The following is a 13,539-nucleotide window of genomic DNA, read 5'->3' as shown; positions in this document are numbered from 1 at the left end:
ATGAGTGAATATCATCAAACGACCTTGCAGTACTATCGCCAGCAGCAGTGCCCGCCGGGCTGGTTTGATCTTCTCGGGATCATCATTGAGAATATGATGAACAACGTCGGTGAAAGCGAAGGTCAGGCTTTTCTCCAGCAAATGGGCGAGGCGCTTGCGAAGCGTTATCCCCTGTCGGCGGCATTGACCGTGGCTGACCTGGAGCGGGAGATGAATGCGGTGCTGGCCACGTTTGATTGGGGCTATGTCGAACTGCTGCCGGGCGACGCGTCGCTGGACATTCTCCACCTGGCTCTGCCTGCCGGTGACAGCGCGTTGAGCAAAGCGCGCTGGCTGATGGCGATCAAAGCGGTGTTGCAGGGGCTGTATGCGCACTGGTTGAAAGAGCAGGGCGGCGGCGCTCATGTGCCGCTGGTCGGTGAAGCGACCGACGATGAGACGGCGCTGCGATTTCGTTATCAAAATAACTAGAGGGGAAAGCATGATAAAGCCATTGCGGCACTGGACTATGGTCTTGCTCATGGCGTTATGCAGCACGAGTGCGATAGCGGCAGATCAGGGATGGGATAGCTACAAAAGCCGTTTTTTAACGGTGGATGGGCGAATTCAGGATACCGGCAATAACAACGTCAGCCATACGGAAGGGCAAGGTTTCGCCATGTTGCTGGCGGTACATTATGATGACCGGAACACCTTCGACCAGCTGTGGTCATGGACGCAGTCCCATCTCAAAAACAAACAGAACGGTCTGTTCTACTGGCGCTATACCCCGAAAGCGGCCGACCCGGTGGCCGACAAAAATAATGCTTCCGACGGCGACGTCATGATTGCCTGGGCTTTGTTGAAGGCCGGTGAGAAGTGGCGCAACGAGCAGTATTTACAGGCGTCCGACAGCCTGCAAAAAGACATCATCGCGCACAATGTGACCCGTTACGCCGGGCATACGGTGATGTTGCCGGGCGCGAATGGTTTCAACAAAAGCACCTACCTTGTCCTCAATCCTTCTTATTTTATCTTCCCCGCTTGGGAAGATTTTTCTAAACGCAGCCATCTGCCGGTGTGGCATCAGCTGATTGAAGACGGGATGCTGTTGCTGAGTAAAACGCGGTTCGGGGATACCAATCTGCCGTCGGACTGGGTGGCGCTGAACGCCGATGGTTCTATGGCCCCGGCGATGAACTGGCCGTCGCGCTTCAGCTACGACGCCATCCGCATTCCACTGTACGTTTACTGGTACGACCGTGAGAGCGCGGAGCTTAGCGCGTTCCGCCTGTACTGGCATGGTTTTCCGCGTCTTCGAACGCCCGCCTGGGTGGACGTGTTGAATAACCACACCGCGCCGTACATGATGAGCGGCGGCCTGCTGGCGGTACGGGATTTGACGATGGGCGACGTCCAGCAGGTGACTGACGCCATCAGCCCTGATGAAGACTACTACTCCGCCAGTCTGCATCTTCTGGCCAATCTGGCGCGGGTCACCGCCGACGCGCGTTAACCTCATCAGGCGCCGCCGTATTCCGGTTGCGCCTGCTTAAGACTAATAAGAGCGCCCTTTTTCTGATGTTCGGCCACTGACAGAAAGACTTTCCTCAGAAAAATCCTTAAACCTTTTAACCGACTTCCCTTTGCATCCTATAAACTTGGCGCTCGAGATATACTGTACGGCTGTTTTTCCCCGTGCGTCGGGGTTTTGGGAGAATAGGTTTGCACGTTCGTCGTTCACTAACTATCAAACAGATGACGGTGATTTCGGCAGTGTCGGTCACCGCCGTCTGCCTGTTTATCGTGATCCAGCTGTTCCATTTCGTGCATCAGCGACGGGATGATTACGTGCGTCAGCTGGAACACATTGCCTACTCCGTGCGAACTCCCCTGACCAATGCCGTCTTACAGGGCGATGTGGTCGAGGCCGACGGCCTGCTCAACAACTTATTGCCAGTCGGCTTTCTGAGCCGGGCCTATCTGGTGCTCCCGGGCGAGCTGCATACGCTGCATGCCAACTTTCCGTCCGAACGGCCCTTACCGCGTTGGATAGCGCGGACGTTTAATCTGCCCATTGAAGTCTCGATTCCTTTATATTCCCTGCCGCAGGTGCCGGGCTCTACGCCGCTGGCGCATCTGGTGTTGCAGGCGGACTCGTACCGGATGTTCCAATTTATCGTCAGCACGTTTTCGACCCTGCTGGTGACCTATCTGTTGCTGGCGCTGATCCTCTCGGTAGGCATCACCTGGTGTGTGAAACACCGCGTCGTCAACCCGCTTCGTTTAATCATCAAAGAGTTGCAGGATGTTCCCGCCGAGTCTTTGCCCGACTGTCCGCTGACGCTGCCGGAGCGGCATAGCGACGACGAACTGGGTATGTTGGTGCGCAGCTACAACCGTAATTTGCGGCGGTGGAAGTCGCACCGCCGTGCGGGTGATGAGGCGCTGACGGACAAAGCGACGCTCATTAACGCTTTATCTCGCCAAAGGGAACCGTTCTGTCTGTGCGTGGTGGGGCTGGAAGGAGAAGCGGTCCGTGGAAGCGACACTCTGCCGCCAATGCTTGCGGCGCTGCGTACTGTTATCGGCGATTCCAGTCTGCTGGCGCGTCTGGATAACGACGAATATGCCGTGTTGGGCGCGGTGCCGGCGACACCCGATCTTGCGCAGGCGTGGGGACATCAAACCCTCGCGCTTCTGCGTGAAGGAGGATTGCTCGCGGGCGTGAATGTCAGTATCGGTTTGCTGGCGGTGCCCGACGAGGCGGCGTTCATGCAGCCCAACGCCGCCGGGCAATGGCTGGCGCAGGCCCGTCTGGCGATGGAGCAGGCGCGCGGCGCGGGTGGCGATGCCGCTCTCTCCCTCGTCGCCTCCCAGCTCGCTCCCCACTCTTAACAACGACGTCGCCTTTCTGCCCGTGGGCGACAATGCTCTTATTTAAATTATTTAATAAATAACAGAGTGTTAGATCGCTCTCCGTCCTTTCCCCCGCTGACATTGTTATCGGGCTGTTTCTGCACTATTTTTTATTCATAACCCATTGATGCGATTCAGCTCCTAACTCTCGCCTTTAAGTCACAAACTTAAGTTATAAAAGATATTCGAACTGTTAATGCAATGTTACTTTTCTGCGCAATCACAGGTGGCTGTGTTATGCCGTTTCTCGTCCACGTGTGCACTCCTACCCAAGGACATAATGATGAAAACATCAATCTTCAAAAGTTTGTATTTTCAAGTGATTGTGGCGATTACTATCGGGGTACTGCTGGGACATTTTTATCCATCCATCGGCGAGCAAATGAAACCGTTTGGTGATGGTTTCGTTAAATTAATTAAGATGATCATCGCGCCTGTTATCTTCTGTACGGTTGTGACGGGCATCGCCGGTATGGAAAGTATGAAAGCGGTCGGGCGGACCGGCGCCGTCGCCCTGCTGTATTTCGAAGTGGTGAGTACCGTAGCGCTGTTAATCGGGCTGGTTGTCGTCAACCTGATGCAGCCGGGCGCGGGGATGAACGTCGATCCCAGCACGCTGGATGCGGCTCTGGTGTCTAATTACGCCAGCCAGGCCGCGGAACAGGGCGTCATTCCATTCTTGTTGGACATCATTCCCGCCAGCGTGATCGGCGCGTTCGCCAGCGGCAATATCCTGCAGGTACTGCTGTTTGCGGTGATGTTTGGCTTCGCGCTGCACCGCTTAGGCGCGAAAGGGAAAATCGTTTTTGATGTGATCGAAAGCTTTTCCAAAGTCATTTTCGGCATTATCAATATGATCATGCGTCTTGCACCGCTGGGCGCGTTCGGGGCAATGGCGTTTACGATCGGTAAATACGGCGTCGGCTCGCTGGTGCAGTTGGGCCAGTTGCTGGTCTGCTTCTACGTCACCTGTCTGTTGTTTGTCATTCTAGTGCTGGGGTCTATCGCCCGCGCCACCGGCTTCAGCATCTTTAAGTTCATTCGCTACATCAAGGAAGAGCTGCTGATTGTCCTGGGGACATCTTCTTCCGAGTCGGTTTTGCCGAGGATGTTGGAAAAAATGGAGAAGGCGGGCTGTAAGAAATCGGTCGTGGGGCTGGTGATCCCGACCGGATACTCCTTCAATCTCGACGGCACTTCGATCTACCTGACGATGGCGGCGGTATTTATTGCGCAGGCCACCAATAGCCACATGGATATCTGGCATCAGGTGACGTTGCTGGTGGTGTTGCTGCTGTCTTCGAAAGGGGCGGCGGGGGTCACCGGCAGTGGGTTTATCGTGTTGGCTGCGACCATCTCCGCCGTAGGCCATTTACCGCTGGCCGGGTTGGCGCTGATTTTGGGGATCGACCGCTTTATGTCGGAAGCCCGCGCGCTGACCAATCTGGTGGGTAACGGCGTCGCGACAATCTTCGTCGCCAAGTGGGTCGGTCAGTTGGATGAAAAGCAGCTGAATGAGGTGCTGGATAACAAAAAACCTGCCAAGTCGGAGCCTTCTTCCCCGCGTATTTCCTGACGTTATTGCCTTTCTGCCCTCGGCCCGCAGCGGATTTCAACGCTGTGGGCCGCTGTTTATCTGAGACGTCAACATCCAGCATTTTTCACTTTTTTAGGTATATTTCGCCCTATTGAGTGACATCGACGAAAGCGCGTGGTCTAACCGAATGGTACACTGCGGTTCTGTTTTTTGTGAGGTGAGTACACAGTGTGGTGACCGCAGAACCGTCACCGTAATCCATAAAATGCACGTCTTCAGATAGTGATAAAAAAGCAGGGGTTCACATGCAGGGAACCAAAATCAGTCTTTTATTAGGTGGCGTTTTACTGGCGGCCGTTAGCCGTTTTGCGTTGGCGGAAGAGCTACAGCCCGATCCCGCCTGGCAGCAGGGTAAGCTGGATAACGGCTTTAACTGGCAGCTTCTGACCACCCCTCAGCGTCCCAACGACCACCTCGAACTTCGTCTGGTGGTGAATACGGGATCGTTAAGCGAAAACACACAGCAAATCGGATTTTCTCACGTCATTCCCCGCCTGGCGATGATGCCTAATGCGTCGTTTGCGCCGGGCCAACTGGCGGCATTGTGGGCGTCCTCTCCCAACGATGAGAAGCCGTCGCCGGTTGTCGTTTCGTACGATTTCACTTCCTACAATTTGAGCCTGCCGAATAACCGACCGGAGCTGCTGAAAGCGGCGTTGAGCTGGTTGGCGGAAACCGCAGGCGGGTTGTCCTTCGACGAGCAAAGTATGGTGTCGGCTCTGCAAATGGGAGACGGCGTCGCTACCCTGCCGTCTAATCCGCAAGATCCCGCCTGGCGATATCGCCTGCAAGATTCTATTCTGCTGGCGCACAATCCGGGAGAGCCGGTCAAAACGCCGCTGACGGCCGATGCGTTGCAGGCGTTCTACAAGGCGTGGTACACGCCGGATGCGATGACGCTCTATGTCGTCGGTAACGTAGACCACCGCGCCATTGTCGACCAGATTCGAAAGGTTTTCGCGCCGCTGGAAGGCAAGCGCGCGACGCCCGCACCGATGCCGGTATTGTCTCCGCTGCCCGCGGAACCGGCCCGACTGATCGGCACGGCAGGCAAACCTGACTCCATCGCGCTGGTGTGGGATACGGTCTGGCAGCCAATTCGAGATTCAAATGCACTGGCCCGCTATTGGCAACGTGACCTAGCGCGGGAGGCGATGTTCCAGCGCGTACAGCAGGCGCTGGAGAAAAGCGCGCTGAAAGAGGCCAGCGTGCGCTTCGACTGCAACGTGTTGTACGGGCGAGCCCAGTGCTCTCTGCATATGGACAACCTGAACAGCGAGCAACTGGTCGAGGGCGTCACGCTGGTGGGCAACGTGCTCAGCGAACTGCAGGACAAGGGCCTGACGCAGGGCGAATTCGATGCGCTGGTGGCGCGTAAAAATGACGAGCTGGGCAAGCTTTTCGCGACCTATGCGCGTACCGGCACCCAGATTTTGATGGAACAGCGGCTGCGCTCGCAGCGAAGCGGCGTCGTGGATATCGCGCCGGAGCAGTATCAGCAGCTGCGTAAACGCTATCTCTCTACGGTGACGCTGGAGTCTCTTAATCAGTCTCTGCGCCTGCAGCTGGCGCAAAATGCGACGCTATTGCTGCAACAGCAGCCGGGCGAACCCGAGGCCAACCTGAAAGAGCTTCTGGATATGTATAACGGAATGATGAAACCGGCTGATAGCGCAGCGCCCGCGGTGGATGAAACCGCGCCTGCAACGCCCTAGCCCGACGTCGCCAGAGGTCGGCGCGCTGGATTTGTCAGCGTGTTGGCGCTCTTCATCGTTGCTCGGTCGAGGGTTAAAACACGGACCGCCGTGCGGTCCGTCATCAGAAAGGGAACGGCGTTTTACGTGTCAACGCCGCTTCCGACGGGTCAGGACGACTTGCGTCGTTCGCTTATGCTCTGGCCGCCGACACCCAGATTATCGGCCTCCACTTCATCAATCATCACGATGATTTTGGCCGGATCCTTTCCCAGCGTGTTCTCCAGTACCTGCGTGATGCCACTGATGACCTGCGCTTTTTGCTCTGCGGTGGTGTCCTCTTTGAGGATGCGTACGGTAACAACCGGCATATGTTTCTCCTGTCTGGGTGACATGATCGGCTAAGCCGCCGATCATGATTAAGATGCAGCCGGCGGTTCGGCTGTGTCCTCAGATATGTTGTGACGTTTGGGCTTGGCGGTGGCAATCCACGCGGCGCAAAAGAGCGTCAGCTGGGCGAAGAAATAGAAAAAAGTCATCAGGCCGATCACCGAGCCAAAGGCGGCGCCGGAGGGCGAAGACGCCAGTTTGGGCAGCACGACGGTCATAATGAATTTCAATATTTCAAAGCCAACGGCAGCCAGCAAGGTTCCTCGCAACAGCGCTTTTCGATTGGGCTTGCGGCGCGGCAGAACGCCAAGAATCCAAAGAAATAACAGATAGTTGGCAAAGATAGAAATCGAAATTGCAATTAACGTCATGGCGGGCCGCAGCCACTCAATCCCTTCCAGTCCCAGCGCTATCACAATTCTGTTCTGCGCCGTACCGGCGACGGAAGTCAGGAACAGCGTGAACGCCAGCGCGATCAACAGCCCCAGCAGCGACAGGAAATCCCACAGATACTGAAAATAGATTTTCTCTTCATCATGCGGATTGCGTTCCCATTTCGTTCGGAACTGCGCACGGATGGCGTTTCGCAGGTTGCCGATCCAGTTCACCCCGGAGTACAGCGCGATCAGCAGACCGGTCAGACCCACGGTAGTACGCTGCTGTATTGCCGTATTCACGGTGTTTTTCAGCGTATTAGCGAGATTGGGATCGCTGATGCTGTTGACGATGCGGCTGATGAGCTCTGTGAGTAGATCGGGGTTTGAGGCCAGCACGAACCCGACCGTGGCGAAAGAGACCATCAGTATGGGGATCAGCGACAAAAAGGAAAAGTAGGTGATAGCCGCCCCGAACTGGCTGCCCATGCGGTCATTGAACCGTTCGACGGCACGAATAAAGTGCGCGACGTAGGGTAAAGACTGAATCCATTTACCCCAGCGGGTCAGCCGGGCGATAGGGGTTTTCTTCGCCGAAGACGAAGCGTCTTCTGGGGAAGGGGTCTGGGCCGATGTGTTGTCGGAGGGCCGTTCAGGTGTTACGGGCATGTAAAGAAACCTCTTACGCGCAGTTATCCATCCTATTGATTATAACCGACATATTCGTAATAACCGTGTTGTGCGGGCTTGGGTCAGGAATAAACGGCGAAACAGGGCGTGTTCGTCATTGTTGGAAAGGCCGTTCAGGGCCGGTATGAGGCCCTGAACGATCAGACTCAGTTGAGTTTCAGCGTACGGATAATATTTTCCGCATCGGTCTGCGCCTGCTGCTGATTGTCTGCCGGGAGGGTAATTTGCAGCGTCATCAGATGGTCGCCGACGATACCCAGAACGACAGAGGAATAGGCTTTCTGACCGCTGCTGGAGATGATGCTGTCCAACTGCTGCAGCTTATGGCCGTCGACATCAATGGTTTTATTGGTGACGACCTGCAGATTGGCGTCACGGGTACGCTGCTGATCTTCCAAACGCTGGCTCAGTACCGGCAGATCTTCGGTGGTGCTGTCGCCCAGAATCACGATGACGGCTTTCTGCCCGCTTTTGTTGGCATACACGTGCATGTTATTGGCCTGATTGCCCAGCTTGCCGCTCTGATCGCTCAGATCAGCGGGCAGAGTGAACGTTAGCTTGCCGGAGAGCAACGAGATCGTCTGGCTGCTCTGAGCCTGCGCCGCCGTATCGGCGGTGGAAGACGTCTCATCGTTTTTGCCATCGCAGGCGGCTAGCGTCGCGGCCAGCAATCCGATTCCGATAAATTTGACTACTTTCGACATAGCGGCTCTTTCCTTAACCAGAAAACATCAATGCGGCTATGCCACCTGATTCAGGCAGTAAAAACAAGCGTTTTGTTGTCACAAAGCCTGTCTGTCGGCCCCTTTCGGGACAATCTGGTGTTATGCCGTCTGTGGCGTCCGTTCGCTCAAACGTTTGAGCAGCATGTTCAGCATGATGCCGTACATCGGCAGGAACAGAATGCCGCAAATCAGGATCTTGAAGGTGTAATCCACCAATGCGATCTCCACCCAGTGCGTGGACATGAACGGGTCCGGGCTGCGATAGAACGCGATAAAGAAGAACGCCAGCGTGTCGCAGAGGTTGCCGAGTACGGTGGACGCCGAGGGCGCGACCCACCAGGCGCTGCGCTGCCGCAGGCGGTTAAAGACGTGGACGTCCAGAATTTGTCCCAGTACGTAAGCCATAAAGCTGGCGCAGGCGATGCGGGCGACCACGATATTGATTTGACTCAGCGAGGCTAAGCCCTGCCAGCTGCCGTCATAAAATAGCGCGGAAACCAGATAGGAAATCGCCAGCGCCGGGATCATCACCAGCAGAATAATGCGTCGTGCCAGCGGCGCGCCGAAAATCCGCACCGTCAGGTCCGTCGCCAGAAAAATAAACGGGAAGGTGAAAGCGCCCCAGGTGGTGTGAAAGCCGAAGATGGAAACCGGCAGCTGCACTAAGTAGTTACTGGAGGTGATAATCAGGATGTGGAACAGCGTGAGCCAGCACAATGCTGTCAGCCGCTGCTGCGGCGTAAAGTCAAACATGTCGCGACCTTTTTGGGTTTATGGGGTGAGGGAACCCAGTGACAACGTTCTGCTTGGCGCAGGACGTCAATAAAACGGCATCATACCCATTTCCGTTTTCTTTGAACATGGGGGTTTTTCGCGGCTTGCGCCCTGAAATTCGCAGCGTAAACTAAGGCCGCTATCCATCGACAACCCCTTTTGAGACTCGCCATGACCGATATTTTTGCCCACGCCGACCGAACCCTCGACACGCTAGGACTACGCTGTCCGGAACCTGTAATGCTGGTGCGCAAAACGGTTCGCGAAATGGCCGCGGGAGAGACGCTGCTGATTCTTGCCGATGACCCCGCGACGACGCGCGATATTCCCGGTTTCTGCGTGTTTATGGAGCACGAGCTGCTCGGTCAGACGACGGATGCTTTGCCCTATCGCTATCTCTTGCGTAAAGCGGGCAAATAACCCGCTTCTGCTCACGCTCCGTTTGACACTCAGGCATAGATGGAACGGACAATCAGGAAATGGCCGCCGAAATAGCAGATGGCCAAAATCACCTGATGAGCCGGAAATTTAAAGCGGAAGTGATAAATCAGCCAGGATGCATGCCCGATAAAGAGCAGGGCCGCGCCGACCAGCAGCGACAGGTTGTAGTCGGTGCTTGCGGCAAAATAGGGGCCGCCCGCCACCCACACCATGATGGCGGTCATGGCGATAAATGCGCATACCGGCAGACGCAGCGTGTCCAGTCGGGTCCACAGCATCGCAACCAGCAACGCCGACACGATGGCGAGCAGCAGCAGCAGCGGCAGCGGCCAGAACAAATTCAGCGTCATCTGGGTGGACAGGAAGCTGATGGTGTAGAGCAGATGGGCGACGAAGTAAGCGCCGATGGCGTACAACATTCTCTGTGCGGGCAGCAGCAACAGCGCATCGCCGGCGAGTGTCACCAGCAGGCCCAGAACGATGAGGTAAGCCGGAACGTTCAGTATCGGCGCCTGCCAGGCCAGCGCGATCAGCAAGAGTAAGGTGAGGGGCTTAAACAGCCAGCGCTGCCAGGTGGGACCGCGATAGCTGGCATCGACATACAGCCAGCCGGAGAAAAGAACGGCAATAAATGACCAAAGCATAGAACGTCCTTAAATGTGGGAAATTCAGACGGCCAGAAGTGCGAGTGCGCCGAGGCGAAACCCGGCTTCTGGTATGAATCTGCACAATGATTGCTCTTTCAGTGTAGGTGATCGACCCTAAGCCAGACAACGGCGGGATGGCGGATGCGGGGGGTAGGGCATCATGCTAAGGTAGCGCCGAATAGGTGGCACTACGTTATGGTTAATCGCTCGAAAGGGAGAATGTTGTTGAATGAGTAATGAATCCGCACTCTACCGCATTCAATTTATGAACAACGGTAAGAACTATCAGCTCTATGTCCGAGAATTGGCGCAGAGCGCGCTGTTCGGCTTTATCGAAATCGCCGACTTCGTGTTTGAAAGCCCGTCGGAGCTGTTGGTCGATCCGAGTACGGAAAAACTGAAGACCGAATTTGCCGGCGTTGACCGCAGCTATATTCCGCTGCAGGCGGTGATTCGCATTGATTCGGTGAAAGAGCGCGAGCGCGGCAGTTCACGGATTGCTGAGCTCGGCGACAATGTGACCCATTTCCCTTACCTGCCCGGCAAGAAGCCCTAATCCCGGTGGTCAGGCATCCGCCTTGCATGTGCGGATGCCCTTGCGCCTAGCGCTTTTTCGGTTTGCTGTTCTGCGGCTGATGACGCTGCCACGCCATCAGCTCGAATACCCCGAACAGAAAGATCCGCAGTTGCGTCATCCCGCTGATGGGCGGGGCATCTTTTGGCTGGCTGGCCTTCAGCAGCAGATACTGCATGCCGTGCATCAGTACCATGAACACCATTGCTACCGTCATGAAGATGTTTAACGGTCGCGGAAATGGCTGAATCAGGTTCATGATCAGAAAGCCCCATACGCCCAGCATCAGTAATCGTCCGAGATTAATCCAAATTATCATAGTGTCCTCTGAGGTTGCCGGTCTGTCAGCCGCGCGCGTAAAGCCGATAGGCGACCTGGCCTGCGACTTTTTCACGGTGCAGCTGCCAGTTGGCCGGAAGGTTCAGGGTGCGGTTTTCCGCCTCTGTTTCAATATAGATCCAGGCGTCGTCCGCCAGCCAACCTTGTGTTTCCAGTAGGTTGACCGTGTTGTTCAACAATCCCTGTCGAAACGGTGGATCGAGAAAGACCACGTCAAAGGCCTCTCCTGGCTGAGCCAGCCACTGCAGCGCATCAGTATGGATCACGCTGGCGTTTTCCGCCCGGAGCAGCGACAGATTTTGGCTGAGCTGACGCGCAATGCCGCGTTCTGCCTCCAACAGCGTGGCGTGAGCGGCGTACCGCGACAGCGCTTCCAGCGCCAACGCGCCGCTGCCCGCAAAGCAGTCCAGACAGCGTGCCTGCTGGATCACCGGCGCCAGCCAGTTAAACAGCGTTTCCCGCACGCGATCGGTGGTGGGGCGCAGGCCGGGGCTATGGGGAACGGGAAGTTTTCTGCCGCGCCACTGGCCGCCGATGATTCGAATTTGTCCGGGTGCGGATGTCGCGTGTTGTTTTGCCATTAGCCTGCCATTCACTGAGGTTCGTTACCGGTCGCAACCGTATAGGGTTGAAAGTAGCGCTATTCTAACGGGGCCGGGCCATCGAGGAAATGCAAAGATATTCGCCTATTGAAGGGCGTCGCAACTTCCGTCTCCCGGCATTTTTCTCCTTGTATATTGAAACACTTGGTTACGCAGATTGTCTGCGTTCAGGGCCGTACGCCGCGTGTTGCTGCGGTCGGGAAAGTGTTAAACTCTGCTCTTTATCGACTTCATAATTATTCATCATCTGCACTGGATGGCGAGGAGCGCAATTACAAGATGGCTAAACAGAAGAAGCGCGGATTTTTTTCCTGGCTGGGATTGGGACGTCAGGAAGAAGAAAAGACTGAGCAATCGCAGACACAACCTGAATCAGGCGAGATGGCGCACTCAGATCCGGATGCGCAGATCGTCTCTACTGAAGCCTCGGCACCCCAAGAGGCTGAACGCCAGCCGTTGAACCCGGATGATGACGCGCCAGCGCCCGTTGAGCGCGAAGAAACCGCCGAGGTGGCGGATAACACGCCGCTCGGCGAGATGCCGGAAGAGGCGGATGTGGTCGACAAAACGGCTGATGAGCCGGTCACCGCCACCGTGGAAGAAACGGCGCCGCAAGCCGTCGAAGCATCGGACAGTCCGGTGCAAACCGCATCGCCGGAAGAGATTCTGTTGCAGGAAGAGGCACTGGAAACGGCTCGTCAGGACGTGGAAGACGCGCCGTTAGAGGAGCTGGAGCCTGACGTCGTCGAAGAGGAACCGCAAGCGGTCGTCGTTGCGCAGGCTGAAGTGCCGGAAGACGAACCCGCAGAGGCCGTCGACGAAACGGCGTTAACGCCGTCAGCGTTGCCTCAGGAGCAGGAACGTCCTACCAAAGAAGGTTTTTTTAGCCGCCTCAAGCGCAGCCTGGTGAAAACCCGGCAGAATTTGGGTTCTGGATTTGTCTCATTGTTCCGCGGTAAGAAAATTGACGACGATCTGTTCGAAGAGCTCGAAGAACAACTGCTGATCGCGGATGTGGGGATGGATACCACCCGCAAGATCATCGCCAGCCTGACGGAACACGCCAGCCGCAAGCAGCTCAAAGACGCCGAAGCATTGATGGCGCTGTTGAAAGAAGAGATGGCCGCCATTCTGGAAAAAGTCGATGAGCCGCTGAATATCGAAGGCAAAACGCCTTTCGTGATTCTGATGGTCGGCGTGAACGGCGTGGGTAAAACCACCACCATCGGCAAAATGGCGCGCCAATATCAGGCTCAGGGCAAGTCAGTGATGCTGGCCGCGGGGGATACCTTCCGCGCGGCGGCGGTAGAACAGCTGCAGGTCTGGGGCGAGCGCAACAACGTGCCGGTCGTGGCGCAGCATACCGGTGCGGACTCCGCTTCCGTTATCTTTGACGCGATTCAGGCGGCGAAAGCGCGCGGCGTGGATGTGCTGATCGCCGATACGGCGGGCCGTCTGCAGAATAAATCCCATCTGATGGAAGAGTTGAAAAAAATCGTCCGCGTCATGAAGAAACTGGACGAGCAGGCCCCGCATGAAGTGATGCTGACGCTGGACGCCAGCACCGGCCAGAATGCGGTGAGTCAGGCTAAACTGTTTAACGAGGCGGTAGGGCTGAGCGGTATCGCCCTCACCAAACTGGACGGAACGGCCAAAGGCGGCGTGATTTTCGCCATCGCCGATCAGTTCGGTATTCCTATCCGCTACATCGGGGTAGGGGAGCGCATCGAGGATTTAAGGCCATTCAAGGCTGACGATTTTATTGAGGCACTTTTTGCCCGTGAGGACTAAGAC

At 56.1% G+C, this 13,539-nt stretch carries 15 protein-coding genes; 8 read left to right on the top strand and 7 right to left on the bottom strand.

The features are described 5' to 3' along the window. The 5 genes from bcsD to CKQ53_RS04725 all read left to right on the top strand — a co-directional run bounded on the left by bcsD (position 1) and on the right by CKQ53_RS04725 (position 6,210). Entirely contained in the window at positions 1 to 471 is a 471-nt protein-coding gene (gene bcsD, locus CKQ53_RS04745; protein ID WP_085652335.1) for a cellulose biosynthesis protein BcsD, read from the top strand. Between the two features lie 10 nt (positions 472 to 481). Beyond that, a complete protein-coding gene (locus tag CKQ53_RS04740; RefSeq protein WP_244200996.1) occupies positions 482 to 1,495 on the top strand; it encodes a glycosyl hydrolase family 8 in 1,014 nt (337 codons plus the stop codon). Positions 1,496 to 1,704: 209 nt separating this feature from the next. Beyond that, complete coding sequence (locus CKQ53_RS04735; RefSeq protein ID WP_094118691.1) at positions 1,705 to 2,877, top strand: HAMP domain-containing protein; 1,173 nt, start codon at positions 1,705 to 1,707, stop codon at positions 2,875 to 2,877. A 304-nt stretch (positions 2,878 to 3,181) separates the two neighbouring features. Further along, positions 3,182 to 4,474 carry a dicarboxylate/amino acid:cation symporter gene (locus CKQ53_RS04730; protein WP_085652332.1) on the top strand — a complete coding sequence of 431 codons (1,293 nt, stop codon included), beginning with the start codon at positions 3,182 to 3,184 and terminating at the stop codon, positions 4,472 to 4,474. A 266-nt stretch (positions 4,475 to 4,740) separates the two neighbouring features. After that, the gene (locus tag CKQ53_RS04725) at positions 4,741 to 6,210 is read left to right on the top strand and encodes a M16 family metallopeptidase (RefSeq protein WP_094118692.1); all 1,470 of its coding nucleotides are present in this window, start codon (positions 4,741 to 4,743) and stop codon (positions 6,208 to 6,210) included. A 149-nt stretch (positions 6,211 to 6,359) separates the two neighbouring features. Here CKQ53_RS04725 and CKQ53_RS04720 read toward each other — a convergent pair whose 3' ends face one another. From CKQ53_RS04720 to CKQ53_RS04705, 4 genes are all read right to left on the bottom strand, one after another. Next, positions 6,360 to 6,560, bottom strand: a complete 201-nt coding sequence (locus tag CKQ53_RS04720; RefSeq protein WP_094118693.1) for a 2-hydroxymuconate tautomerase family protein — start codon at positions 6,558 to 6,560, stop codon at positions 6,360 to 6,362. Between the two features lie 48 nt (positions 6,561 to 6,608). After that, on the bottom strand, positions 6,609 to 7,622 hold the full coding sequence (yhjD, locus tag CKQ53_RS04715; RefSeq protein ID WP_085652329.1) for an inner membrane protein YhjD: 1,014 nt from the start codon (positions 7,620 to 7,622) through the stop codon (positions 6,609 to 6,611). A gap of 167 nt (positions 7,623 to 7,789) precedes the next feature. After that, positions 7,790 to 8,347 carry a DcrB family lipoprotein gene (locus CKQ53_RS04710; RefSeq protein ID WP_094118694.1) on the bottom strand — a complete coding sequence of 186 codons (558 nt, stop codon included), beginning with the start codon at positions 8,345 to 8,347 and terminating at the stop codon, positions 7,790 to 7,792. Between the two features lie 120 nt (positions 8,348 to 8,467). Continuing rightward, a complete protein-coding gene (locus CKQ53_RS04705; protein WP_085652327.1) occupies positions 8,468 to 9,121 on the bottom strand; it encodes a 7-cyano-7-deazaguanine/7-aminomethyl-7-deazaguanine transporter in 654 nt (217 codons plus the stop codon). Positions 9,122 to 9,313: 192 nt separating this feature from the next. On the opposite strand from CKQ53_RS04705, the gene tusA reads away from it, so the two are divergent. After that, the gene (gene tusA, locus CKQ53_RS04700; protein WP_085652326.1) at positions 9,314 to 9,562 is read left to right on the top strand and encodes a sulfurtransferase TusA; all 249 of its coding nucleotides are present in this window, start codon (positions 9,314 to 9,316) and stop codon (positions 9,560 to 9,562) included. 29 nt (positions 9,563 to 9,591) lie between these two features. On the opposite strand, the gene CKQ53_RS04695 is transcribed toward tusA, so the two are convergent. Beyond that, entirely contained in the window at positions 9,592 to 10,227 is a 636-nt protein-coding gene (locus tag CKQ53_RS04695; protein WP_094118695.1) for a lysoplasmalogenase, read from the bottom strand. A gap of 232 nt (positions 10,228 to 10,459) precedes the next feature. Here CKQ53_RS04695 and CKQ53_RS04690 point away from each other — a divergent pair, with 232 nt between their 5' ends. After that, entirely contained in the window at positions 10,460 to 10,786 is a 327-nt protein-coding gene (locus CKQ53_RS04690) for a DUF1820 family protein (RefSeq protein ID WP_094118696.1), read from the top strand. Positions 10,787 to 10,832: 46 nt separating this feature from the next. Here CKQ53_RS04690 and CKQ53_RS04685 read toward each other — a convergent pair whose 3' ends face one another. Continuing rightward, entirely contained in the window at positions 10,833 to 11,117 is a 285-nt protein-coding gene (locus tag CKQ53_RS04685) for a DUF1145 family protein (RefSeq protein WP_176223486.1), read from the bottom strand. 31 nt (positions 11,118 to 11,148) lie between these two features. Then, the gene (rsmD, locus tag CKQ53_RS04680; protein ID WP_094118697.1) at positions 11,149 to 11,724 is read right to left on the bottom strand and encodes a 16S rRNA (guanine(966)-N(2))-methyltransferase; all 576 of its coding nucleotides are present in this window, start codon (positions 11,722 to 11,724) and stop codon (positions 11,149 to 11,151) included. Positions 11,725 to 12,024: 300 nt separating this feature from the next. Here rsmD and ftsY point away from each other — a divergent pair, with 300 nt between their 5' ends. Continuing rightward, the gene (gene ftsY / locus CKQ53_RS04675; protein WP_118894711.1) at positions 12,025 to 13,536 is read left to right on the top strand and encodes a signal recognition particle-docking protein FtsY; all 1,512 of its coding nucleotides are present in this window, start codon (positions 12,025 to 12,027) and stop codon (positions 13,534 to 13,536) included. Positions 13,537 to 13,539 lie beyond the last annotated feature (3 nt).

The sequence above is a fragment of the Lonsdalea britannica genome, from assembly GCF_003515985.1.
GTDB lineage: Bacteria > Pseudomonadota > Gammaproteobacteria > Enterobacterales > Enterobacteriaceae > Lonsdalea > Lonsdalea britannica.
The sequence above is the reverse complement of the archived record's forward strand: the minus strand, read 5'-3'. Positions and strand labels throughout refer to the sequence as shown.